Origin of the sequence: Yinghuangia aomiensis (assembly GCF_039542225.1) — a bacterium.
GTDB lineage: Bacteria > Actinomycetota > Actinomycetes > Streptomycetales > Streptomycetaceae > Yinghuangia > Yinghuangia aomiensis.
Genome location: NZ_BAABHS010000010.1, coordinates 234,360 through 257,254, shown reverse-complemented (window position 1 = coordinate 257,254; position 22,895 = coordinate 234,360). Strand labels below are relative to the sequence as shown.

Annotated in this window: 22 protein-coding genes; 14 read left to right on the top strand and 8 right to left on the bottom strand. The window is 71.5% G+C overall.

All coding sequences use genetic code 11. From position 1 onward, the window contains the following. Positions 1 to 131 precede the first annotated feature (131 nt). Entirely contained in the window at positions 132 to 1,718 is a 1,587-nt protein-coding gene (locus tag ABEA93_RS16375) for a hypothetical protein (protein ID WP_345676276.1), read from the top strand. 106 nt (positions 1,719 to 1,824) lie between these two features. Here ABEA93_RS16375 and ABEA93_RS16370 read toward each other — a convergent pair whose 3' ends face one another. Both ABEA93_RS16370 and ABEA93_RS16365 read right to left on the bottom strand, forming a co-directional pair. Next, positions 1,825 to 2,061, bottom strand: coding sequence for a hypothetical protein (locus ABEA93_RS16370; RefSeq protein WP_345676275.1), 237 nt, complete (start codon positions 2,059 to 2,061; stop codon positions 1,825 to 1,827). 521 nt (positions 2,062 to 2,582) lie between these two features. Further along, the gene (locus tag ABEA93_RS16365; RefSeq protein WP_345676274.1) at positions 2,583 to 3,638 is read right to left on the bottom strand and encodes a rod shape-determining protein; all 1,056 of its coding nucleotides are present in this window, start codon (positions 3,636 to 3,638) and stop codon (positions 2,583 to 2,585) included. A gap of 580 nt (positions 3,639 to 4,218) precedes the next feature. On the opposite strand from ABEA93_RS16365, the gene ABEA93_RS16360 reads away from it, so the two are divergent. Then, positions 4,219 to 4,467 (top strand): antitoxin, encoded by a 249-nt coding sequence (locus ABEA93_RS16360; RefSeq protein WP_345676273.1) that lies wholly within the window; start codon positions 4,219 to 4,221, stop codon positions 4,465 to 4,467. Positions 4,468 to 4,585: 118 nt separating this feature from the next. On the opposite strand, the gene ABEA93_RS16355 is transcribed toward ABEA93_RS16360, so the two are convergent. Then, the gene (locus ABEA93_RS16355; protein WP_345676272.1) at positions 4,586 to 4,969 is read right to left on the bottom strand and encodes a hypothetical protein; all 384 of its coding nucleotides are present in this window, start codon (positions 4,967 to 4,969) and stop codon (positions 4,586 to 4,588) included. 411 nt (positions 4,970 to 5,380) lie between these two features. Here ABEA93_RS16355 and ABEA93_RS16350 point away from each other — a divergent pair, with 411 nt between their 5' ends. Further along, positions 5,381 to 6,238 carry an AfsR/SARP family transcriptional regulator gene (locus ABEA93_RS16350; protein ID WP_345676271.1) on the top strand — a complete coding sequence of 286 codons (858 nt, stop codon included), beginning with the start codon at positions 5,381 to 5,383 and terminating at the stop codon, positions 6,236 to 6,238. 65 nt (positions 6,239 to 6,303) lie between these two features. Here ABEA93_RS16350 and ABEA93_RS16345 read toward each other — a convergent pair whose 3' ends face one another. Beyond that, a complete protein-coding gene (locus tag ABEA93_RS16345) occupies positions 6,304 to 6,756 on the bottom strand; it encodes a hypothetical protein (protein ID WP_345676270.1) in 453 nt (150 codons plus the stop codon). A 179-nt stretch (positions 6,757 to 6,935) separates the two neighbouring features. Between ABEA93_RS16345 and ABEA93_RS16340 the strand changes: the two genes are divergently transcribed. Further along, positions 6,936 to 7,676: a cytidylate kinase family protein gene (locus ABEA93_RS16340; RefSeq protein WP_345676269.1), complete on the top strand. Its 741-nt coding sequence runs from the start codon at positions 6,936 to 6,938 to the stop codon at positions 7,674 to 7,676. A gap of 58 nt (positions 7,677 to 7,734) precedes the next feature. Here the strand turns inward: ABEA93_RS16340 and ABEA93_RS16335 are convergent, their stop codons facing one another. Beyond that, a complete protein-coding gene (locus ABEA93_RS16335; RefSeq protein WP_345676268.1) occupies positions 7,735 to 8,670 on the bottom strand; it encodes an alpha/beta hydrolase in 936 nt (311 codons plus the stop codon). A gap of 290 nt (positions 8,671 to 8,960) precedes the next feature. Between ABEA93_RS16335 and ABEA93_RS16330 the strand changes: the two genes are divergently transcribed. Further along, the gene (locus ABEA93_RS16330) at positions 8,961 to 9,752 is read left to right on the top strand and encodes a DsbA family protein (RefSeq protein WP_345676267.1); all 792 of its coding nucleotides are present in this window, start codon (positions 8,961 to 8,963) and stop codon (positions 9,750 to 9,752) included. A 12-nt stretch (positions 9,753 to 9,764) separates the two neighbouring features. Here ABEA93_RS16330 and ABEA93_RS16325 read toward each other — a convergent pair whose 3' ends face one another. Both ABEA93_RS16325 and ABEA93_RS16320 read right to left on the bottom strand, forming a co-directional pair. Continuing rightward, entirely contained in the window at positions 9,765 to 10,514 is a 750-nt protein-coding gene (locus ABEA93_RS16325) for a globin domain-containing protein (RefSeq protein WP_345676266.1), read from the bottom strand. A gap of 480 nt (positions 10,515 to 10,994) precedes the next feature. Further along, positions 10,995 to 11,702, bottom strand: a complete 708-nt coding sequence (locus ABEA93_RS16320) for an IclR family transcriptional regulator (protein ID WP_345676265.1) — start codon at positions 11,700 to 11,702, stop codon at positions 10,995 to 10,997. A 95-nt stretch (positions 11,703 to 11,797) separates the two neighbouring features. On the opposite strand from ABEA93_RS16320, the gene ABEA93_RS16315 reads away from it, so the two are divergent. The 5 genes from ABEA93_RS16315 (at position 11,798) to ABEA93_RS16295 (ending at position 18,818) form a co-directional block, all read left to right on the top strand. Next, positions 11,798 to 13,261, top strand: a complete 1,464-nt coding sequence (locus tag ABEA93_RS16315) for a flavin-containing monooxygenase (RefSeq protein WP_345676264.1) — start codon at positions 11,798 to 11,800, stop codon at positions 13,259 to 13,261. A 93-nt stretch (positions 13,262 to 13,354) separates the two neighbouring features. Then, complete coding sequence (locus ABEA93_RS16310) at positions 13,355 to 15,004, top strand: N-acyl-D-amino-acid deacylase family protein (protein ID WP_345676263.1); 1,650 nt, start codon at positions 13,355 to 13,357, stop codon at positions 15,002 to 15,004. Position 15,005: 1 nt separating this feature from the next. Continuing rightward, complete coding sequence (locus tag ABEA93_RS16305; RefSeq protein ID WP_345676262.1) at positions 15,006 to 15,824, top strand: TauD/TfdA dioxygenase family protein; 819 nt, start codon at positions 15,006 to 15,008, stop codon at positions 15,822 to 15,824. Between the two features lie 239 nt (positions 15,825 to 16,063). Then, positions 16,064 to 17,734, top strand: coding sequence for an ABC transporter substrate-binding protein (locus ABEA93_RS16300; RefSeq protein WP_345676261.1), 1,671 nt, complete (start codon positions 16,064 to 16,066; stop codon positions 17,732 to 17,734). A 196-nt stretch (positions 17,735 to 17,930) separates the two neighbouring features. Further along, entirely contained in the window at positions 17,931 to 18,818 is an 888-nt protein-coding gene (locus tag ABEA93_RS16295; protein WP_345676260.1) for a universal stress protein, read from the top strand. A 30-nt stretch (positions 18,819 to 18,848) separates the two neighbouring features. On the opposite strand, the gene ABEA93_RS16290 is transcribed toward ABEA93_RS16295, so the two are convergent. Continuing rightward, positions 18,849 to 19,316, bottom strand: a complete 468-nt coding sequence (locus ABEA93_RS16290; protein WP_345676259.1) for a 2,4'-dihydroxyacetophenone dioxygenase family protein — start codon at positions 19,314 to 19,316, stop codon at positions 18,849 to 18,851. Between the two features lie 116 nt (positions 19,317 to 19,432). On the opposite strand from ABEA93_RS16290, the gene ABEA93_RS16285 reads away from it, so the two are divergent. From ABEA93_RS16285 to ABEA93_RS16270, 4 genes are all read left to right on the top strand, one after another. Further along, positions 19,433 to 19,888 (top strand): tellurite resistance TerB family protein, encoded by a 456-nt coding sequence (locus ABEA93_RS16285; protein ID WP_345676258.1) that lies wholly within the window; start codon positions 19,433 to 19,435, stop codon positions 19,886 to 19,888. A gap of 258 nt (positions 19,889 to 20,146) precedes the next feature. Further along, a complete protein-coding gene (locus ABEA93_RS16280; protein ID WP_423527839.1) occupies positions 20,147 to 20,617 on the top strand; it encodes a cation:proton antiporter regulatory subunit in 471 nt (156 codons plus the stop codon). 3 nt (positions 20,618 to 20,620) lie between these two features. Further along, entirely contained in the window at positions 20,621 to 21,886 is a 1,266-nt protein-coding gene (locus ABEA93_RS16275; protein WP_345676256.1) for a cation:proton antiporter, read from the top strand. Between the two features lie 90 nt (positions 21,887 to 21,976). Continuing rightward, complete coding sequence (locus tag ABEA93_RS16270; RefSeq protein WP_345676255.1) at positions 21,977 to 22,843, top strand: alpha/beta fold hydrolase; 867 nt, start codon at positions 21,977 to 21,979, stop codon at positions 22,841 to 22,843. The last annotated feature ends 52 nt before the right edge of the window (positions 22,844 to 22,895 follow it).

Genomic DNA, 22,895 nt, shown 5'->3' with positions numbered 1-22,895 from the left:
GTTTCTGATGTGATCGGCGACATGCCACGGTTCAAGCGGGCCGGCGTGTGTCCGCTTCGCGCAGGCCCTTGATGTGCGGATGTGCGCGGCCGTGGCGTGCCTGAGATGCTCGGTCGCGCGGCGGAAACCCGATGGCGGTCACCTGGCGTCGGTGCAACATGTTCGGAGGCGGTGTGGGATCGTCGTTCGGCCTGGCGATCCCCGCGGGTACACGGCTCATGGCCGACACCCACACCCACTTCGGGATCCAGGTGACCCGTGACCTGTACGGGGGCATCGTGCGCTTCGCCGGTGCCTTAGCCGGGGTCGCCAAAGTAATCGAGACCGGCGGCCCGGACCGCAATCTGGCCGAACAAGAGCTTCTCCGACTGCGGGCGCAGTTCCGAGACGCGTTCGGCGTCGATGTGGACGCCGAGTTCCAGGCGGGGGTCCTGCGGCTGGCGGCGAACAGGCCGGCCGGCAGTACTCCTGATGCCACTGCCAACCCTCTGCTGGGCAGGATCGGTGCGGGCGTCGTGGCCTTGGCGGAGAAGTCCCGTGGCTTGTTCGACGTGGCTCCGAGCGTCCGCCTGGAGCCTGCGGATCTGCCGGTGCAGGCAGAATGGGACGCGTTCCGCAACGCCGCACGGACGGTCGTCGCCGCAGCGACGGACCCGGCGGCCGGTATGGACGGGGTGGTCACCCGCGGAGCCCGCGCGATGGTAGCGGGCCGGATCCTGGCCGCATATGGCATTCCAGTGGAGGCCGACACCGAGTCGATGCTGCAGGCCCCGCACCGTGGCTGGGCACTCGGCTTCGGGGCTCCGCCCCCGTCCGAATACGCCTCCATGCCCACAGCCCGGGATAGTACGGTGATGCACCAAGCCCGTGTACGCGTGGCTCTCGATCTTGCCGGCCACGATCCGGGCGGCTCGAACCCCGGAACGAAGCAGACCGCGCTGACTGACGCCGTGCTCGCCACCGAGCAACTCAGAAACGCGCCGACCGAGCAACTCGACACCATCGCCGAGATAGCTGTCAACGTGCTCGACGCCAAGGGCATTCTTCCACGCGGTGCCAGCATCGCACCGTCGGGCGCAGCGGCCAAAGCGACCGGGTTGATCGCCTACCAGTTCTACGTCGGCCACATCGGATACCCGGAAGAACGCGCAGCCTTTCCCGACCGGGAGACCGTGGGGCCGCACGAAGCACCCCGAGCCGGACGCACGTCGGAAGAGATCGGCATATACGCCTACGTGGGCGGTCCTTTGCGGATCGAAACCCTCGACGCGCGCCGGGCCCGGCCAACTGGTCGCGGCACCGCCCGCGCCGCCGCTGACCCGCGCCCCTACATCGACGCCGCAATCTCGACGGTCGCCCTGGACCGTGTGTACCAAGCAGCGGGCGCAGGCGAGCGCCGGGCGATGGCGACATACGCCCGCATCCAGAACGGCGAGCAGCCTTCGCCGTACGAACGGAACTTCATGGTGCGCCGCGGCCGCCAGATGCTCGCCCGCGCGAAGACGCACGCCTCCAGCCTCGCATCAACGACCGCGCGGGCACGGACGCAAACCGCGGTGGCAGGGTTGCCTGCGGTGCGGGTGGCGATGCGGGCGACGAAGCCGGACATCGCGGCCGCCGGCGGGCAGGGCACCGGGTTCGGCAGCCGAGTACGCCGATGGGTCACACAACGAGACAAAGGGACCGAGCGGATACCCCGCGATTCTCCGGGGTTGTGACCTCCGCCGGGACGTCGCGCCCCACCTCGACGCGTTCCCGCACTACCGATCGGCCGCTTGATACGGCCCGCCTCGTGCAGATACGGAGAGTGCCCCGAACACGGTGCTACCGGGCCGCGCGGAAGCCGTAGCGCGGGGCGACTCGGACGTGGACCTGCTGCACGCCGCCCAGGACGACGCCCTCGGGGTCGGGTTCGAGGACTGTGACGTGCTCGACCTGCCCGGTACTCGGTCGCAGGTTCGGGGTCGACCCGGGATACCGGAGGAACGGCGCGTCCCTGCGGAGGAGTTCGTCACCGTCGGCGAACATCGTGATCCGGTAGGTGTCCGGCTTCGTCGTCATGATCGCGAGCACTCTCCCGGGAAACCGCTCCCGGCAGCGGCGTCTACATCGTCCTGCCCGGCCCCGCCCACGCCATGGCTCGACCCACTCGACGCGCAAGGCCCGGTCTTCTCGCATCGTGACCACGCTGATGCTGACGGAGCACCCGACATCCTGCTGGATGTGTTGGGGATAGGCAGAAACGCACTCACCTTCGTCGGCGACGAGACGGCCGACTTTGGTGACCCGCGCACTGGTACACCCCCGGAAACCTGAGTCCGCTCAAGTTCGGGTGCTCAGAGAATCCGGCCTTCGATCCGGATCTGCGGCATGACCAGCCCTTCTCGAAGAAAGCGCCTGCCGCCGCGCGGCGAACTCGCCCCGATGTTCGGACCTTCGAAGTCGGCGGCAGCGCCTGCAGTCGCCCCCCTTCCCGAACCCGAACGCAGCAGCCCCCGCAACGCGAGCTCACCGGCACCGCACCAGACACCCCCAGCGGTCCCGGCGCCGCGCCCCGCACAGTCACCCACCCACCCACCCCATCAGTCGTAAGCCAGTTCCCGGCTCTCCGGCGCCTGCGGCAGCGCGCCGCGGTCGTTCGGCTCGGGTCGGGCGCGGGTGTCGAGGAGGTGGCTGAGGCCGCGGACGACGGCGTTGGCGGGGTCCGGGGCGACGTGCACCGGGACACCGGCGGCGTCCCGGACCATGGCGTCCATGCCGGGGAGGGCGGCCAGGCCACCGGCCATGACGATGCCGCGGTCGGCGAGTTCGATGACGAGTTCGGGGGTGCAGCGGCCCAGGACGCGGCGGACCGCGTCGACGACCATGCCGACCGGGCGGTCGACGGCCGCGCGGAGCGTGTCGAGGTCGACGTCGATGGTGCGGAGGCTGGCGCTGCGCAGGTCCCAGCAGCGGAGTGGGACGTAGCCGAGTTCGCAGGTGCCGGGGCCGAGGCGGGCGAACAGGCTGGGGGTCTCGCGGCGGGGCAGGACGACGCCGTAGGCGGCGCGGAGGTGTTCGGTGATGGCGCGTTCGACCGCGTCGCCGCCGACCGCGACGATGTCGTGGTCGACGACGGCCCCGTCGGCGATGATCGCGGCCTGCGTGGCGGATGCGCCGCACACGACGGACAGCGAGGCTTCGGCCTGGTGGTACGGGATGCCCGCGCCGACCGCGGCGGCCAGCGGTGCGGGGATGCTCTCGACGTGGCGGACGCCGAGGGGCGCGAGGGCCGCGGCGGCGGTGCGGCGGCCCGCCGGGCCGCTGCCGCACGGGAGTGCGACGAGGGCGCGGCGCCAGCGGCCGAAGAAACGTGGACGGCGGCCGGCGAGGTGGCGCAGCAGTACGCCGACTTGGTCGGGGTCGGCCACGATGCCGTTTTCGAGGGGGTGGACGACCCGGACGTGGGGTGCGCCGCGGCCGCGCATCGCCGCCGCGGCTTCGCCGGCCGCGACGATGTCGCCGGTGCGCGTGTCGAGGGCGAGGACGCTGGGGGCGTCGACGATGAGGCCCTCGTCGCGCACGGCGATGCGGGTGCGGGCGGCTCCGAGGTCCACGGCCAGGCGGCAGCGTGCGATACCCGTCGAGTGAGCAGCCAAGGGGGACCTCCAGAGCCGGGCTGAGGGCGTGTTGCCGTGCGGTCCGTCCATCCTGGGCAGCGTTCCGCGGGCTGGCATGTCGAGTGCTCCGGAGGGGTTACGTGCTTCGTCGCGGGATGATGCGCCGATCGCAGTACGCAGGACGGCCGGGCGTGTGAACCGAAGCGCTTGGGGCGTTGCGCCGGGCGCGGGTCCGGTGGGTAATGGAGCACCCGTTCGGCCCGAGTCGCCCGTTCGGCACGTGTGACGCGCGTCGGCGGGGCGGGACTTGGCGGGCGTGGGGGTGCGGCGAGGCATGTCACAGCGCCGCGACGGCTCCGCGAGGTCGGCCATTCGGTGGATCGTGTCGGCAACCCGCCCGGTTCGGTCATCCGGCGGCCCCTCGAACGGCGGAATCCGCCGGAATCGGGCCGCTGATTCCGGCGGGCAGAGTCCACACGGAGCGCCGCATCGGACACGCACCGCCTGCCAGACGCACACGGCGGAGAACCGCTACAGGCAGTAGACGGCCTCGTGCAGCACCCGACCGCCGCGGCGCTATCGTCGGGGACTAACGATCATCCGCACCAGGAGCACCACCATGAGTCTGTTCGACAGCGTGAAGAAGCTCAATCTCGGCGACCTGAAGGACAAAGCCGCCGACCTCGCCGCCAAGCACGAGGACAAGATCGAACAAGGCATCGACAAGGCCGCCGACTTCATCGACACGCGCACCGGGCACAAGCACAGCGACAAGCTCGACAGCGGGGCCGACAAGCTCAAGCAGGCCACGGAGAAGCTCGGCGACCAGGCCCGCCACGACGAGCCGGGCCAGAAACCGGAGAAGTAACGACGGGACAGTCCCCGCGTCATCCACTCCACAGCGCTTCGCCGCCGGCCGCCCACACCCCCGCCGCACCAGACGTCGATCGTCGGCACGAGCCCACAGCGGCGGGGGACATGGGCGATTAAGGACGCATGACGATGTGGCTCACGGATCCGTCGCCCCACACCGTCGTTTGCAGCATCATCCGACCGTCCGGCGACGCCACCGTGAATTCCGGCGCGAACCGATCCGTGAAGAGGGTCGCGAACCCGCTCCGCAGCAGGTCCACCTCGCTTCCGACCAGGTCCCACGCATCGAGGAGTCGGACCCGAAACCACACCTCGTCGGGTTCATCGTCGAGGTCTTCCCCGAGGCGTGCGCGCCCCACGGCCAGGAGAAACTCCCGCTGGTCGTCGACGAGTCCATACTCCGTGGCCATCCGGTACCAGCCCGCGTTGACCGTGTCGGCAAAGTCGGCGAACGTCGGCAACGCCACATCCCGCGCGCGGCTGGCCGGCACCTCCAAGCCCGCTCGCTTCAGCGGCCGGTGGGCCTAGCGTCGGGCCTCCCGTCCGCCCATATGCCCCCAAGGCCGTGGTCGTGGCGGAAAGGCGGGTCCGTTTGGCTGCGGCGGATCCGGAACAACCCGCCTACCTCGCGCTTTTCGGATACCACCGGCACTGGGCACGTGTCGACTTCTTACTCTCCACAATCGGGGGCCGGGAGCAGCAGCCCCCGGACACGGGGGAGGTGTCGGATGCCGCATGCGGACCGAGCCGGAACGGCGCGGCTGGGAACGGCTGTGCGACGGGCAGCGGTCGGGAACCGGGACATCACGGCGGGGCCGCTGCGGCCGCGGGGTGTAGGGCCGAGGTCCGTCTGTCCGGCTTCTTCCACCGCCTCTGCACCAACGGAATCGCCCCGCTACTCGGGTGCGTTGGCCGAGCCCGCGGTCGCCGCCGCGCCTCGACCGGGCTCGGCAGCCGACGACGGAAACGGTGCGGCAGTTGCCATCCTCGGCGCGTTGGAGGTCCGCCCCGCGCGTCCCGACGGGGCCGCGGCTCGGGACTGGCTGCCGGTCGTCGGTGCCCGTCCGCGTTCGTTGCTGGCGCGTCTTGCCGCCGCGTCGGGGCGCGTTGTCCTCACCGAGCGGCTGCTGGCCGAGGTGTGGCCTGAGGCTCCGCCGGCCGGCCGCGGCAAGGCGGTCGCTCAGGTCGTCCACCGGTTGCGGCGTCTTCTCGGCGACCGCGACGGCGAGTTCATCGCCACCCGGCCGCAGGGCTACGAACTGCGCGTCCCCGACGTCGAGATCGATGCCGCCGTCGCCCGGCTCCTCATCGAGCGCGGCCGTGCCCGTCTGGCCTGCGGCGACGCGGATACCGCGACCGTGTTGCTGGGCCGAGCGCTGGATCTGTGGCGTGGGGAGCCGTATGCGGGCATCGAGTGCGGCGGTCCGTCCGGTGTGGTCGCCCGGCACGGGGCGCATCTGTCGCGGCTGCGGGTCACGGCGCTCGAGTGTCGGATCGATGCGGATCTGGCGCTGCGCCGGTACAGCGAAGTGATCGACGAACTGGCGTATCTGATCGCCGGTGATCCGTTGTACGAGCCGTGGTGGCCGCGCCTCATGCTCTCGCTGGACGGTGCCGGCCGTCGGGCGGACGCGCTCTACACCTACCAGCGTCTGCGCTCGCTGCTCGTCGACGGGCTCGGCGTCGAGCCGGGGCCGGAGGCGCGGCGCGTCCATCAGCGGATCCTCGCGGGTGATCCGCCGCGGCGGGGCTGCAACTGCGCCTAGGCCGTGGCCGGACAGCGGGACGGGTCGGGGCTTCACGCACGAGCCCCGACCCGTCCTTCCCCGGGTTACGCGCAGACCCGGACCACCGGCGTGTAGATCGTCCGGTCGCCGAAGGTCGTGAAGCCGAGCATGTCGTAGCAGCCGCCCGGCGTGAGCGTGTACACCGTGCCGTTGCAGGACTTCATGATGTTGTTCGGCACCGACGTCGCGACACACGAGGTCGCGGTGGTGTTGAAGATGAACGCCCCCGTCTGCACACCCGGCAGCGGGTTCGTCTGGCCGCTCGTGTTGACACCGAGCGTGTAGCCCTGGACCTTTCCGCTGCCATAGGCCAGGCAGCCGATGACCTGTACCCCGGTGTAGACCGTCACCGGATCGGTGCAGGTCGCGTTTCCGAACGTCGGATACGTCGAGGTCCACGTCGACGTCCCCGCCGACGCCGGTCCCTGGGCGAGTGCGCCGAGCGCGAACACGGTCGCGACCACACCGAGCGCCTTGGCAATCTTCGAGCGAATCACAGCATTCCCCTCCGGCTCCCGCCGGTCTCCCGGCCGGAACCTGATGCGATGTCAGATGCCGAAGATCGTCACCCGCCCGTATTCCAGACCGGTTCCACTCGGGTTCCACGCGGCAGTGCCGCAAGCCGCGGCCTCGGCGGTGGTCACGTGGGCGCGGTGCCGACGTGAGAGAGGACGCAATGGACCAAGCCACCCGCAGCGAGTTCATCAGGAGGCCGGCAGCCGCGATCAGCTCCGTCACGGCCACGCACCCGCTGCGGGTCGCCATCGACGGGCCGCCCGCCTCCGGCAAGACCACGCTGACCGACGAACTCGCCGTCGTCCTGGGCGCGCAGGGCCGCGACGTCATCCGCGCGACCATCGACGACTTCCTCGTCCCCCGTGCTTGGCGCTACCGACGCGGCCGGTACTCGGCCGAAGGCTGCTACCTCGACGCGCACGACCACGCCGCGCTGTGCCGGGTCCTGCTCGATCCGCTGGGCCCGGGCGGAGACCGCATGTTCCGGCCGGCCGTCCTCGACGGCGACACCGACACCCCGTCGTCCGCGCCGGCCACGACCGCCCCCGCAGACGCCGTGCTGCTCTTCGACGGCGTCTTCCTCCTGCGCCCGGAACTCGTCGACCGGTGGGACCTGCGCATCTTCGTATCCGTCCCCTACGAGCTGACGGTAGAGCGCGCCAAAGACCGCGGCACAGCCTCGGCCGGGCCCACCAGCGACACCGCCGACACCGCCCGCACCACCACCACCGCCCGCACAGCCGAACTCGAACGGTCGTGGCGCAAGCGCTACATCCCCGCCCAACAGCTCTACTTCGCCACGGCCCACCCGACCGACCACGCCGACATCATCGTGTACAACGATCAACTCGAACGGCCGACTTGGGACGTCCGACCCCGCTCACCGATATACGGGATCTGAGAGGGCGGAGTCTCTCCCCCACAGAGAGAAAGAAGAGAGAGACTCCCACCCCCAACGCTCACCTCAGAACCCTCGCCAACGCGCCATACATGGCCCCGCGAGCCCGCTCCGCCACCTCCGCGCCCGGCAACGCGTTGGACCCGTGGAACGTCCCCGGCAGGTGGTGCAGTTCCACCGGCACCCCCGCCCGGATCAACCGCACCGCATAATCGAGGTCCTCGTCCCGCAGCGGATCGAACTCGTTGGCCGCCACGTACGCGGCAGGCAGCCCCCGCAAGTCCTCCGCCCGAGCCGCCGCCGCGTACGGCGACACCTCGCCGGGCGTTTCCCCCAGGTAGAACCGCCACCCCAGCACGGCCTGCTGCCCCGTCCACAGCGGCGTGTCGGTGAACTCCGTCGCCGACTGCGTCACGACCCGGTCGTCCAGCATCGGGTTGTCCAAGACCTGCAGCACCAGCTCCGGTCCCCCGTGGTCCCGGTTGTACAGCGCCAACGCCGCCGCCAGGCCCGCCCCCGCGCTCACGCCGCCCACCGCGATCCGCGCAGGATCGGCTCCGATATCCGCGCTCTCCTCCGCCACCCACGCCAGCGCCGCCCGGGCGTCGTCCAACGCCGCCGGATAGGGGTGCTCGGGAGCCAGCCGGTACTCGACGCTCACCACCAGGCATCCCACCTTGGTCGCGAGATCCGCACACGACCGGTCCGAACTGGCGATGTCTCCGAAGACATACCCGCCGCCGTGGAACCACACGAGCACCCCGAGCATCCCGGACGACCCCTCCGGCCGGTAGATGCGCACCGGAACGTCCGGCTGCCCGGATACCCCGGGCACCACCCGGTCGTCGACCGTCACCCCCTGAAGCGGCCCCGCAGCCGCCGCGACCTGTAGCCCACGCAAGCGCTGAGCCTCGCGAAACGCCGCCGGGTCGCTGATGTCCACCTGCGGCAACGCAGACAGGATCGCGCGGAGCTGAGGGTCGATCCGATGGTCCATAAGTCCTCCTCGATGCCGCCAAGTGCACAGCCGGCCGTACACGCCGCATCAGGACGGCCTCCGCAGGCGAGCAGCACACCTGCCGCCCCGCCCGACACCCCAATGCGACGCCCCGATGCGACGCCCGGATGTGACGCCCCGTCAGTTTGGCGCATCGCCCCCGCCCACCCCACCGCAGGGCCGTTAGGCCCTGTCCCCTCCTCCCCCGCCCCCGGAGACTCCCGACCGAAGAACCACGACCAACGCCCACGCCCCCACGCCCCCACACCCCGGATCGGACACCAGCCCCCATGCCCCCCAGCGCCCGCACCCGCCTCGAAGCCGATCGCGCCGCCCGCCGAGCCGCCGAACGACGCAAACGCACGCTCGTCATCTCCACGGCCGTCATCGTCGTCCTGGCCGTCGCCGCCACCATCGGCATCGTCGTCGGCCGCCACAAATCCGCGGCCGACGAGGCCGACTGGGCCTCCGTGGCCCAGAACGACCTACGGCTCCCCTCCGCGCAAATGGGCACCGGCATCCGCTACGGCCGCAACGCCGTCGCGCCGATCCTGGTCGTCTACGAGGACTTCCGGTGCCCGGTCTGCCGCGAAGTGGAAACGACGCTCGGCCCGACCATCCAGCGCCTCGCAGACGAAGGCACGATCCGGGTCGAGTTCCGCATCGCCTCGTTCCTCGACGGCAAGCTCGGCGGCAACGGCTCCAAATACGCGGCGAACGCCGCCGGTTGCGCCCAGGACGCCGGAGCCTTCAAGGCCTACCACGACGTCCTCTACGCCCACCAACCCGACGAACGCTCGGACGGCTTCGGCAACCGCACCCGCCTCCTCGAACTCGCGTCGCAAGTCGACGGTCTGCGCAGCGCAGCGTTCGACCGCTGCGTACGCGACCTCGCCTTCGCCCCCTGGGTCCAGGCCTCCCAGGCCGAATTCGCGAACGCGCAGATCGGCGGACGCCGGGTCACGGGCACGCCCACCCTCGCGTTGGCCGGGCGGCCGGTCGAGGTCCTGACCGACCGCGGGCCCATCGCCCCAGAGACGTTCGCCGCTCAGCTCAAGGCGCTTGCCGCGCCGACGCCGTAACGGCGCCGGGCATCAGCGCCCCGCCATCGAAGCACCGGCTCCCCTATCCCCCGCAACCTGGCCGATACCCGGTTCACTGCCCACCCGCGGCGGCCCCAACCGGACGACATCGCCCACCCCGGTCCGGAACACCAGCGCATCGTTGACGCCGCCCGCCCCGGTCGCCCGGACGTGGAACTCGACCTCCCCGTCCGGTCCGGGCGTGCTCACCAGCCGGTACGCCCGCCACGCCTGCTCGACCAGCGGTGACTCCACGGCCGCGAACTGGCCTGCCGCGTACGCGTACGGCTCGTGCGGCCGGACCCGGATCACCGCGGTGTCCGGCAGCGGCAGCCGGTGGTCGACCACCGTCGCGCTCCAGTACGGGGGTTCGGTCAAAGCCGCATCCGCGCCGTCGACCATCGCCGCGACCGCGAACCGCAGCATCCGCAGCCAGGCATCCTCGGCGGCCGCCGTCCATCGCACCCCGCCCCGCCGCCGCAGCGCTTCGCAGAGCGCATCCTCGAACGCCTGGTAATGCGCGGGCCGGACGCCGAGCTTGCGGTGGTCTCTCCCCAGTCTCGCGAACGTCGCCGCGATCTCCTCGGGCCGGTCGAGACGGTCGACCAGATAGTCGAACATCCGCGCGAGATGCGTCCGTTGAAACGCCATCGACTCCGGGAAGAGCGCACGCAAGTACGGATGCCGTTCGAACATCACGTCGTACAGATCTTCGATGAGCGCATCGAACGGCAGCACCAGCCCGACATGAGCCAGAATCACCTCCCGGTCCGCGACTCCGTCATGGAGCGCGGCGGACGGGAAGCCGGCCCCCGCGGCCGCGGCGGTAGCGGAAGGGGCGCCCCCGAGAATGCGCCGGCGCAAGCGCGAAGCGTCGTGGCGGGCGAGCAGGGCGTAGTAGTCGTGGCCGACGGAAATGGCTGCGGCTCCTGTCGTGCATACGGACGAACTGCCCAGTGCAGAGCCCGTTTCGGGCTGTCCGGCGGGCCAGTATGGCACCGGCCCGGAGAGCCCGAACGGCCCTGTCACCTGGGCCGTTCGGCCCTGAACACGGCCCCGCCGCATCGCGTTGACTATGCCGCGAGCCCGCCGCCGCGCCCCGTCATTCCATGACGCGTCCGGGGCTGCGACCGAGCGGCGGCGGGCCCACATCACGGACCGAAGCGGCGCCGCAGCGCGCGCACGCGAAGCAGGGCTTCCACCTCACCTGCCGTCCCCCGCACGCGAAGCAGGGCTTCCGCCCTACCCCGCCCTCCCCGCCGAAACCGCGCCCGCCGCCGCCAGCAACCGCGGCGCCATCGCCTCCAGTTCGGCCGCTCCCGCCCGCGACACCGGCGCGGTCACCAGGAGCGTCCCCACCGCCGAAGCGCCCGGTCCCGGGCCCGGCGCGTACACGGGTGCCCCCATGGCGATCGTCCCCGCCGCGCCTCCGGTGGTGACGTAGTATCCGCGCGCCCGCACCGCCGCCAGCTCGTCCTCCGGCGGCACCGCATCCCCGAGATGCCCCCTCGCTTCCTCGTCCAGGAACGCCGCCACGCCCGGTCCGGTCGTCAACGGCGCCTCCAGCCCGACCGGGATCACGATGCGCAGCGGCTGGCTGCTCTCGACCGAGTCCACGACGACGAACGACGGCCCCCGCACGACCCACAGCGTGACGGTCTCCCCCGTCGCCGACGCGAGCGCTTCGAGGTGCGGCCGGGCCCGGTCGAACAGGCCGCCCGCGAACCGGCGTCCCACGACCAGCGCTTGGGCGTCGAGGCTCCACGCGCTCGTCGCGGGGTCCTGCCGCAGCCAGCCCGCGTCGTGGAGGGTCACGACGGTGCGCTGCACGCCGCTTTTGTCCATGTCCAGCGCGCGGGCGAGGCGGGTGACGGTCACGGGCTGCTGTTCGGAGATGGCGGTCAGGACGCGCAGCGCCTTTTCCACGGTGCCGAGTCGGCCGACGGCCATGCGGGCCCTTCCCCCTTCGACGGAGTTCAGCTAGCGTCACCGTGTCACAAAGCAATCCCACAGGTCAAATAGTGACCTCACAGAGGGAGGGAGGGGTGTCCGTGGGCGCAGGGCCCAGCATCGGCATCCTGGGGGCGGGCGCGGGCGGTCTGGCGATGGCCGTCCGGCTCAAGCAGGCCGGGTTCCACGACCTCACGATCTTCGAGAAGTCCGACGGCGTGGGCGGGACTTGGCGCGACAACACGTATCCGGGCGCGGCGTGCGACATCATGTCGCACCTCTATTCGTTCTCGTTCGCGCCGAACCCCGAGTGGAGCAAGACCTACGCGGACCAGCCGGAGATCCTCGCCTACCTCGAAGGCATCGCGGACCGGTTCGGCATCCGACCCCATCTGCGGCTCGGCACCCCGATCGCCGAAGCCCGCTGGGACGACACCGCGCGCCGGTGGAGGCTCACCGCCGAGACCGGCGAGCTGTTCGAAGTCGACGTCCTGGTCAGCGCCCTCGGCATGCTGAACCTGCCCGCGTATCCGGACATCGAAGGCCTCGACGACTTCGCGGGCACGACGTTCCACTCGGCCCGCTGGAACCACGGCGAGGATCCGGCCGGCAAGCGGATCGCGGTGATCGGGACCGGGGCGAGCGCCGTGCAGTTCGTCCCCGAGATCGCGGAACCCGCCGCGCAGGTGCACGTGTTCCAGCGCTCCCCGGCGTGGATCGTGCCGAAGGCGCTGCGGCCGTACGCGCCCGAGGAGATCGAGAAGTTCCGGCGCAGTCCGCTGGCGATGCGCAAGCACCGCTGGGAGATCCTCGCGCAGCTCGAACGGCACACATCGATCCACAAGGCCGATGCGCGGACCGCCGAGCGGCAGAGCTGGCACCACGGTTTGCTGCGCCGCCAGATCCCGGACGACGAGGACCTCCGCGCCGCGCTCACCCCCGACTACGCGATCGGCTGCAAGCGTCTGCTGCCGTCGAACACGTGGTTCCCGACGTTCACCCGCCCTGATGTGGAACTCGTCACCGACCCCATCGACCGCGTCACCAAATCGGGTGTCCGCACCGCCGACGGCCGCGAGCGCGAGGTCGACACGATCATCCTCGGCACCGGCTTCCGCGCCTCCGAGTACCTCGCGGCCGTGGACGTGTACGGGCGCGACGGGCGCCGCCTGCGCGACGACTGGGCCGACGGCGCCGAGGCGTACCTGGGCATGACCGTCAGCGGCTACCCGAACCTGTTCGTCATGTACGGCCCCAACACCAATCAGGGCGGCGGTTCGATCCTGTTCGTCCTCGAAGCGCAGGCCCACTACATCACCCGCGCGGTCCGCACCCTCGCCCGCCGCCGCGTGGCCGCCCTGGAAGTCCGGGCCTCGGCGCAGCGCCGCTTCAACGACCGGCTCCAGCAGGCCATGGACGGCACCGTGTGGCTGGACTGCCACAGCTACTTCCGTGCACCGAACGGCCGCGTCACCACCCAGTGGCCCTATCCGGCGCGCCGCTACTGGTGGGAGACCCGGCGGCTCCGCACCCGGGACTACGATCTCCTGCCCCGCTGACCGCCGCCCCAGCCCCCACTCGCCGGCGCCCACCCCGCTCGCGCACCGGCTCGATGACCCGATGACCCGATGACCCCCGAAGGAGAACGACCCATGGACCTCGTCCTGCGCGGCGCCACCGTCGTCGACGGCACCGGCGCGGATCCGCGCCCCGCCGACGTCGGCATCGCCGGAGGCGTCATCGCCGCCGTCGGCGAGCCCGGCGGCCTGTCCGGGGCCGTCGCCGAAGGGGCCGCCGAAGTCGACCTGACCGGCCTGGTCCTGGCCCCCGGATTCATCGACATCCACACGCACTTCGACGCGCAGGTGCTGTGGGATCCGGACCTGACGCCGTCGTCGTGGCACGGCGTGACGAGTGTCCTGATGGGCAACTGCGGCTTCGGCATCGCCCCGACCCGGCCCGCGCACCGCGACCTGGTGGCGCGGACGCTGGAGAACGTCGAAGGCATGTCCCTCGATGCGCTGCACGCCGGCATCACCTGGGACTTCGAGTCGTTCCCCGACTACCTCGACACGCTGACCGCGGCCCGGCCGCGCCTCAACGTCGCGGCGATGATCGGGCACACGCCGCTGCGCCTGTTCGTGGTCGGCGAGGAGCAGGAACGCCCGGCGACCGCCGAGGAGATCGCCCGGATGCGGAGTCTGGTCGCGGAGGCGATGGAGGCAGGCGCGTTCGGGTTCGCGTCGTCGCGGGCGACGTCGCATCAGGGCGCGGGCGGGCGGCCGGTGCCCAGCCGTCATGCGGAGCGCGCCGAGTTCGACGAACTCGCTTCCGTCGTAGGCGACTGCGGCCACGGCATCATCCAGGTCACGGCAGGTCCGGACCTCGACGTCGACCACCTGCTCGAAGTCGGTGCCGCCACCGGGCGGCCGGTCACGTTCACCCCGCTGCTCACCGGCATGGGCGCGCCGGGCGCTGCCGTCAAGCGGGCCGACGCGTGTGCGGGCACGGACGTGTGGGGGCAGACGTCGTGCCGTCCGCTGGTCATGCAGGTGACGCTGGCGGATCCGTTCCCGTTCGCGACGATGCCGAGTTTCCAGGAGATCCTCGCGCTGCCCGCCGACGAGCGCGCCGAGCTGTATGCGGATCCGGCGTGGCGGGAGCGTGCCCGCGCGCAGGCCGAGGAGCGCTGGGGCAGCCGGCTGGCGAAGACCGACGTCGACGAGACGGAGCTGCCGGGGCTCGCCGGCCGGACGCTGCCCGACCTGGCCGCCGAGCACGGTTCGACGCCGTTCGACGTCATGATCGACACGGCGCTCGCCGAGGACCTGCGCACCCGGTTCCGAGTCGTGCTGGCCAACGACGACGAGCACGAACTCGCCGAACTGCTGCGGCATCCGCGTGTCCTCGTCGGACTGTCGGACGCGGGCGCCCACGCGTCGCAGCTCTGCGACGCGTGCTTCTCGACGCACCTCTTGGAGCACTGGGTCCGGGAGACCGGCCATCTGACGCTCGCCGAGGCGGTCCACCGCCTCACCGGCCGGCCCGCGGCGTTCCTCGGCTTGGCGGACCGCGGCCGGATCGCGCCGGGGCTGGCGGCGGACCTGGTGGCCTTCGACCCGGAGACGGTCGGGGTGGGGGCAATGGAACGCGTGTACGACCTGCCCGCGGGTGCCGACCGGCTCGTCGCGCACAGCGTCGGCATCGTCCACGTGTGGGTGAACGGTCAGGCGGTGCGGCAGGACAGCGCCGACCTCGACGTCGACGTGCGCCCCGGCGTCGTACTGCGGTCGGGGCGCTGACATGCGCGTCGTCCGCACCGGCGCCGCGCTGGGCGCCGAGATCCACGACGTCGACTTCTCCGCCGATTTGGCCGCGGAGACCGTCGACGGCATCCACCGCGCGCTGCTCGACCACCAGGTGGTGGTGCTCCGTGCCCCCGAAATGACGGTCGACCGGCACCTGGCACTGGCCGAGCGCTTCGGGGAGCCGGAAGTGCACGCGTTCTTCCCCAATCTCGGTGGCGGGCGCGAGCGGGTGAGCGTCCTCGATTCGGAGGACGGCACCCGGGCGAGCATGTGGCACGCCGACGAGACCTTCCTGGAGCGTCCGCCGCTGGGGACGCTGCTGCATGCCCAGGTCATCCCCGAGTTCGGCGGCGACACGGTGTGGGCGAGTTGCACGGCGGCGTACGACGCGCTGTCGGCACCGATGAAGACGTACCTCGAAGGGCTGACGGCGCTGCACGATCTCGCGCGCACCGTCGAACTGGCGTACGTCCGCGGCCATGCGACCGCGGAACGCTACGCCGCCTCCGTCGCCGCGGACCGCACGACCGAGCACCCGGTGGTGTGCACGCATCCGGAGACCGGCGCGCGGAGCCTGTATGTGAACCACACGTACACGCGTTCCATCCTCGGCTTGCCGCCGGCCGAGGCGGACGCCGTCCTGGCGTTCCTGTACCGGCACATGACCACCGAACGGTTCACCTACCGGCACCGGTGGTCCCCGGGCGACCTCGTCATCTGGGACAACCGGTGCACGCTGCACAACGCGCTGCCGGACTTCTCCGGGCACCGCCGCATGCACCGCGTGTCGGTGCTCGGGGGCCGCCCGAAGTAGCCGCCACGACCGCCGGAACCGCTCCCCCGAGACTCCCAACCCCTATACGTCTCACGGGCGTTGGGAGTCCCGGGCGAGCGGCCGCGACACCGCCGCCAACGGAAACGTTTCCGCATCCGCGGGGATCAACTGATCTTGCCTCTTGTTTTCTTGTCCGAGGCAAGCATCATGGGCTGTCTCCAGGCGCCCTGGTTCGCACGACCCGTCCGGCATTTCCTCCTGCTCAGGGAGCGTCGTTGGTGTCTCCGTCCCTGTTCCGCCCCACCGATCCCCCGGCCCGCGACGGCGCCGTCCCGCCCCGCGAGGGCCGCGGAACGGCCCGCCGCGCCCGACCCCGCTTCCGCACCGCGTTCCGCACCGCCGCCGCGGCGGTCGTGCTCGCCCTCGCCGCCACCGCGTGCGGCGGCGGCAGCGGCAAGTCGGGCGGCGGGAAAAGCCCGGCCGCCGCCGTTCCCGTCGTGCAGGGCGGGAAGGCGGTCATCCCGCTGCCCGTCGAATCGCGCGGCCTCGACCCGTTCACGGCGTCGTACACCGCCACCGCGGACGGCAGCCGCATGACCGCGCTGTACGACCTGCTCGTCTACCTCGACCCGAAGACCGGCCAGGTCAAGCCCAAGATCGCGGAGAGCCTCGCCCCCGACGCCGACGGCAAGGTCTGGACACTCAAGCTGCGCCCGAACATCAAGTTCAGCGACGGCACCCCCTACGACGCCGCCGCCGTCAAAGCCAACTGGGACGCGCACGCCGACCCGGCGATGAAGTCGCTGCGCCGCGCCCTGGTCGTCGGCGTGACCACCGAAGTGGTGAACCCGCTCGAAATGCGGATCACCCTGCCGGTGGCCAACCGCAGCTTCGACCGCACGGTCGCGTTCGGCCTGTGCTTCATCGCCTCGCCGACCGCGTTCAAGGCCGACCCCGCGGGCTTCTCCACCAAGCCCGTCGGCGCCGGGCCGTTCACGCTCAAGGAATGGGTGCGCGGCGACCACCAGACGATGGTCCGCAACCCCACCTACTGGCAGGCGGGCCTCCCGAAGCTGGACGAGGTCACCTTCAAGTCCATCGCGGACAACCAGCAGATCTTCAACGCGATGAGCAGCAACCAGGCCGACATCTCCGTCCTGTCGGACGGCGCGGCCAAGGCGGACGCCGACAAGCGCGGACTTAACTCGGACAGCTACTTCGTCGACGGCGGCCAGTTCTTCATGTTCAACCTGCGCCGCGCGCCGTTCGACGACCCGCGCGCCCGCAAGGCCGTGGCCATGGCGATCGACCAGGACGCCATGATGAAGACGCTGTTCAACGGCGAGGTCACCGCGGGCCGCGGCATCCTGCGCGACAACTCGGCCCTGCTGGAGCCGGGCGTGCAGCAGCAGCCTTCGTACAACCAGGCCGAGGCGCAGCGCCTGTTCGACGAACTGGCCGCCGAGGGCAAGCCGGTGAAGTTCACGTTCCTGACCCAGGCGCACGCGACGGCGCGCAAGACGGCCGAGTACATGCAGAGCCGCTTGAACCAGTACCGCAACGTGCACATGGAGATCGAGGCGGTGGAGATCGGCGCCTACATCACCAAGGGCTTGGTCAACCGCGACTTCCAGGCGCAGAACTACGGCGGCTGGCAGGCGGACCCGGACCCGTCGTACGACACGATGTTCCGCTCGAACAGCGCGTCGAACTATGCGGGCTACAACAGCCCGGCGGCCGACGCCGCACTGGACGCCGCGCGCGCGGCGTCAACCCCCGAGCAGCGGCGTGCCGCGTACACGAACCTGGTGCGCGCCATCGGCAACGACCTGCCGCTGTGGGTCTGGCAGGCGGCGACCACGACGGCGGTGTTCCGCACGAACATCGGCGGAATCCAGTTGGTGAACGAGGGCCAGTTGATCATGGAACAGGTGGGCAAGACGAGCTGAGGCAACTGCCGCTGCCCCCGTCGGTCGAGGCCGGCGGGGGCAGCGGCATGCCTGCCCCCGTCCGGCCGAGCCGTCCCGACCTCGGGACTTACGGCCCTGTCTGCGCGGGACCGATGCGGGCAGAGTCGATGATGAACGGCAGGGCGAAGCCATCGACGGCAGACGACGGCACGGAACGGCTGAGGGGATTCACCACATGTCGGAGATCAACGCGCAGGGCCGGCATCTGACCGTGGCGGTCGACGGGTCGGACCATGCGCTGCGGGCGGTGGCGTGGGCCGCGGCCGAGGCGGAGGCGCGGGACAGCGGCTTGCGGATCGTGCATGCGTGGCTGCCCCTGCCGGGGCCGGAAGGGCATGCGACGGGGCTCGCGGAAGGCCGTGCGGTGCTGGACGCGGCCGAGGAGCGGGCCCGGGAGGTGGCGCCGGAGCTGGAGATCCGATCGGCGTACGCGGCGGACCTGGTCGGCACGATGATCGCCGAGGAAAGCTCGGATGCGGAGCTGTTCGTGGTCGGCTCGCGGGGCCGCGGCGGGTTCCGGAGTCTGCTGCTGGGGTCGACGAGCCTTGCCGCGGCGTCGGTGGCGCGCTGCCCGGTCGTCGTGGTGCGGCCACCGGCCGAAGGCGACAAGGCGTTGCGTCCAGACGGTTCGGTGCCGCCGCGGGAGGTCGTGGCGGGCATCGACGTGCGCGACGAAGCCGACGCGGTGCTGGGCTTCGCGTTCGCCGCGGCGGCCGCGCATCCGGGAACGCGGGTGCGGGTGCTGCACGGGTGGACGATGGGCGCGTCGGCGATCGCGGGCGGCCCGGTGTTCGACGAGGTCGCGGTCGAGGACGCGGTGACGCGTGCGCTGTCCGAGGCCGTCGCGGGCTGGACGGAGAAGTACCCGCAGGTCCCGGTGGTGCGTACCGCCGTGCACGACGCGCCCGCGGCCGCGCTGGTGGACGCGTCCGAGCGGGCGCAGCTGACCGTGGTCGGGCGGCGTTCCGCGGGTACGTCGATGGGCCTGCGGCTCGGCATGGTGGCGCACGCCGTCCTGCTGCACGCCTACGGGCCGGTCGCGGTCGTCCCGCACGACCAGTGACCTGGCACCGCGGCGCCCGAGCCCGCCCCCTCAGAGCAGGATCCCCGAAGGCCGCGGAATGCCCGCCGCTTCGCAGCTCGCGTAGTAGCCGCGCAGCGTCGCGGCGGCGTCCGAGACGGCGACGACGTTGCCGTCCGCGTCGAGGTATTCGGTGATGCCGTGCACGATCGTGAGGGTCTCGGTCACTTCGGTGTTGTCCGCGGGCACGAACAACGTGTGGGTGGAGCCGGGCGGTTCGTAGAGGTATGAGCCCGCCCGGTTCACAAAGCCGTGCTCGCGGTAGCCCCACGCGCCGGACAGCGTGAACATGTGCACGGCGCCCACGTGCCGGTGCGTGCCGACCGCGAGGCCCGCGGGCAGGCGCCCGGCCATCACGTAGGTGCCTTCGTGCAGGTCCGCGCGCAGCAGCCGCATCATGGTGCCCGGGTAGGCGATGTTCTCGACCCACGGGACGTCTTCGGCGCCGGCGTGCACGGCTTCGGGGATCTCGGGAATCATGATCGGCCTTTCCGCGAAGCGACGGGCAACCGCCGTGGCGGCACGTCGACTTCTACAGTGCTGTAGATTTCGGTTCCCCGGGCGAATCCGCCCGCGGTGTCGATTCGGGAGAACTCATGGCCCTGTGGGACCGTTTCAAGCAGTCGGCGCAGACGATGCAGTCGCAGCTGACGGCGAAGAAGAACGACCTGAAGAGCGGCGCGTTCCGCGACGCGAGCATGGCGATGTGCGCGCTCGTCGCGGCCGCCGACGGGTCGGTCGACCAGGCCGAAACCGCCAAGGTCGCCCAGCTCATCGCCGCGAACGACGTCCTCCAGAACTTCGAACGCGCGGACCTGGAGCGCCGGTTCTACGCCTACGCGAACCAGCTGTCGGCCGACTACCAGGTCGGCAAGGTCCAGGTCATGCAGGACGTCGCCAAGGCCAAGAAGAAGCCCGACGAGGCGCGTGCCGTCATCCAGATCGGCATCGTCATCGGCGGCGCCGACGGCAACTTCGACCCGCAGGAGCGCGCCGTCGTCCGCGAGGCCTGCTTCGCGCTCGGCCTGGACCCGGCCGAGTTCGACGTCTGACCGGGTTCGCACGCCACCTCCCGCCGCCCGGCTGCAGAAACGCTTCGCCGGGCGGCGGCCCGGCATGCGCCCCCGGATTGTGGCGCGTCCGGACGGGTCTCGTCCATCGGTGCCGACACCCATATCCGGGGCGGCGCCGCGGATGGCAGCATGGCGGACCGCCCGTTTTGCGGCCGGCGCCTGTCCGCCAGGCAGGACCCGGTGCCGGGACGAAACGTTTTCCCGACCCCGAGGAGGCCCACCGTGCCCGCTGCGCGGATGCGTTCGACGCCCTTGCCCGGCATCGGCGTCAAGTACGACCTGACCACCCGCGAATCCCGGCACATCTCCGTCGTGGCGCACCGCGACGGCACCCGGACCGTCGGCGTGTACCGCGACGACGACCCGGACGCGTGCGCGCAGTCGCTGCGCCTGACCGAAGGCGAAAGCGCTTCGCTCATCGACGCGTTGATGCCCGCGCACCACAGCCCGAGCATCCTGCACACCACCGACCTCGGCCTGGTCGCCGAGCGCATCGAGCTGTCCGCGCAAGGCGTGTGGAACGGCCGGGTGCTGGGCGACACCAAGCTGCGCACCGACACCGGTGTCTCGATCGTGGCGGTGCTGCGCCGCTCGGGGGCCGTTCCGTCCCCCACGCCGGACTTCCGCCTGGCGGGCGGCGACACGCTGATCCTCATCGGCACCCGCGAGGGCGTCGACGCGGCGGCCGAGATCCTCGGTCGGGTGTGACGCGTGCATTCTGCGGTCTTCCTGATCGAATTCGGCGCCATCATCTTGGGACTCGGACTGCTCGGCCGGATGGCCGGGCGTCTGAAGTTCTCGCCGATCCCGCTCTACCTGCTGGCCGGCCTCGCCTTCGGCGAGGGCGGCCTTTTTCCGTTCGGGGCCAGTGAGGAGTTCGTCGCGATCGGCGCCGAGATCGGCGTCATCCTGCTGCTCCTCATGCTCGGCCTGGAGTACACGGCGACCGACCTGGTCTCCAACCTCAAGACGCAGTACCCGGCCGGGCTGGTCGACTGCGCGCTCAACGCCCTGCCCGGGGCGATCGCGGCGCTGCTGCTGGGCTGGGGCCCGGTCGCCGCGGTGGTGCTCGCGGGCGTCACCTGGATCTCGTCCTCCGGGGTCATCGCGAAGGTCCTCGGCGACCTGGGCTGGATCGGCAACCGGGAGACGCCGGTGGTGCTGAGCATCCTGGTGCTCGAAGACCTGGCGATGGCCGTGTACCTGCCGATCGTCACCGCGCTGGTCGCCGGAGTCGGCCTGGCGCAGGGCAGTCTGACGCTGGCCATAGCGCTGGGCGTGGCGGCGACCGTGCTGTTCGTCGCGGTCCGGTACGGGCGGCTGATCTCCCGGTTCGTGTCCAGCGACGACCCGGAGAAGCTGCTGCTCGTCGTGCTGGGCCTGACGCTGCTGGTCGCGGGCCTCGCGCAGGAGCTGCAGGTGTCGGCCGCGGTCGGGGCGTTCCTGGTGGGGATCGCGCTCTCCGGCGAGGTCGCGGAGGGTGCGCACGCGCTGCTGAGCCCGCTGCGGGACTTGTTCGCCGCGGTGTTCTTCGTGTTCTTCGGCCTGCACACCGATCCGACGAGCATCCCGCCGGTGCTGCTGCCCGCTCTCGCGCTCGCCGTGGTGACCGCGGCGACGAAGGTCGCGACCGGCTACTGGGCGGCCAGACGGGCGGGCATCGGCGTGAAGGGACGCTGGCGCGCGGGCGGCACGCTGGTGGCGCGCGGCGAGTTCTCCATCGTCATCGCGGGTCTGGCGGTGACGTCGGGGATCGAGCCGCAACTGGGTCCGCTCGCGACGGCGTACGTGCTCATCCTCGTGATCGTGGGGCCGCTCACCGCGCGGTACAGCGAGACGACCGGCGCCCGCTTCGCGGCGCGCGGGGCGGCGAAAGCCGCGGCCCCGGCCGACGACGGCGGCGAGGCCGGGGCACTGTCGCCGGTTCCGGCGGCACGCGGCGAAGCCGCGGACGAGGAACCGCGCGACAGCGTCTGACTCCGGACGCGGCGTGGCCGTCGTCACCCCCGTGCGTGGCCCTCTCCACCTGCGCGGCAGGCCCCCGGCCACCGATGGTTGACTGCGTCCATGAAACTTGCCAGTAGTGGACATGCCCATCCCGCCGTGCACCGGCTGCCCGGGCCCGACGGTGCGGGCGCGGGCGGCGCGGTGCCCGCGGTCCTGGCGCACGCGACCGGGTTCCACGGGCGCGTCTGGGGTCCGACGGCCCGCCGCCTGCCCGGGTACGCCTGCCACGCCGTGGACCTGCGCGGCCACGGCGACACCCCGGTCCCGGACGGCTACACGTTCCCGTGGGCCGAGTTCGGCGACGACGTGCTCGCCGCGGCCGACGGGATCGCCCGGGAGCCGGGCACCGGCCTCGTCGGCATCGGGCATTCGGCGGGCGGCGCCGCGCTGATCTTCGCGGAAGCCGCCCGGCCGGGGACCTTCGCGGCGCTGTGGCTGTTCGAGCCCGCGGTGTTCGCGCCGCCGCTGCCGGGCGGGGTCCTGGAGAACCCGCTCATCGAGCCGACCCGGCGGCGCCGCCCGGCGTTCGCGGACCGGGCGGAGGCGCTGCGCAACTTCGGGTCGAAGCCGCCGATGGCGTCGTTCGACCCGGAGGCGCTGGAGGCGTACGTCGACCACGGCTTCACCGCCGAAGGCGACCGCATCCGCCTCAAGTGCCTGCCGGACAACGAGGCCCAGGTGTACGTGTCGTCGGTGGTGTCCGAGGCCTACGACGCGATGGCGGAGATCCGCTGCCCGGTGCTGCTCGTGTACGGCGAGCAGACCGGCACCGACACGCGCCGCCGGCTCACCGACCGGCTGCCGAAGGGCGAGCTGGAGGTCCACGAGGACTTGGACCACTTCGGCCCGCTCACCCACCCGGAGCGCGCGGCGGCGTCGATCGCGGCGTGGTTCGGCGGCCTGGGCCTGGGGCCGGACGCGGGCTGAGCCCGAGAAAATATGCAGTCTTACTTGCGCAGCCCAGACTGCATATCTACGG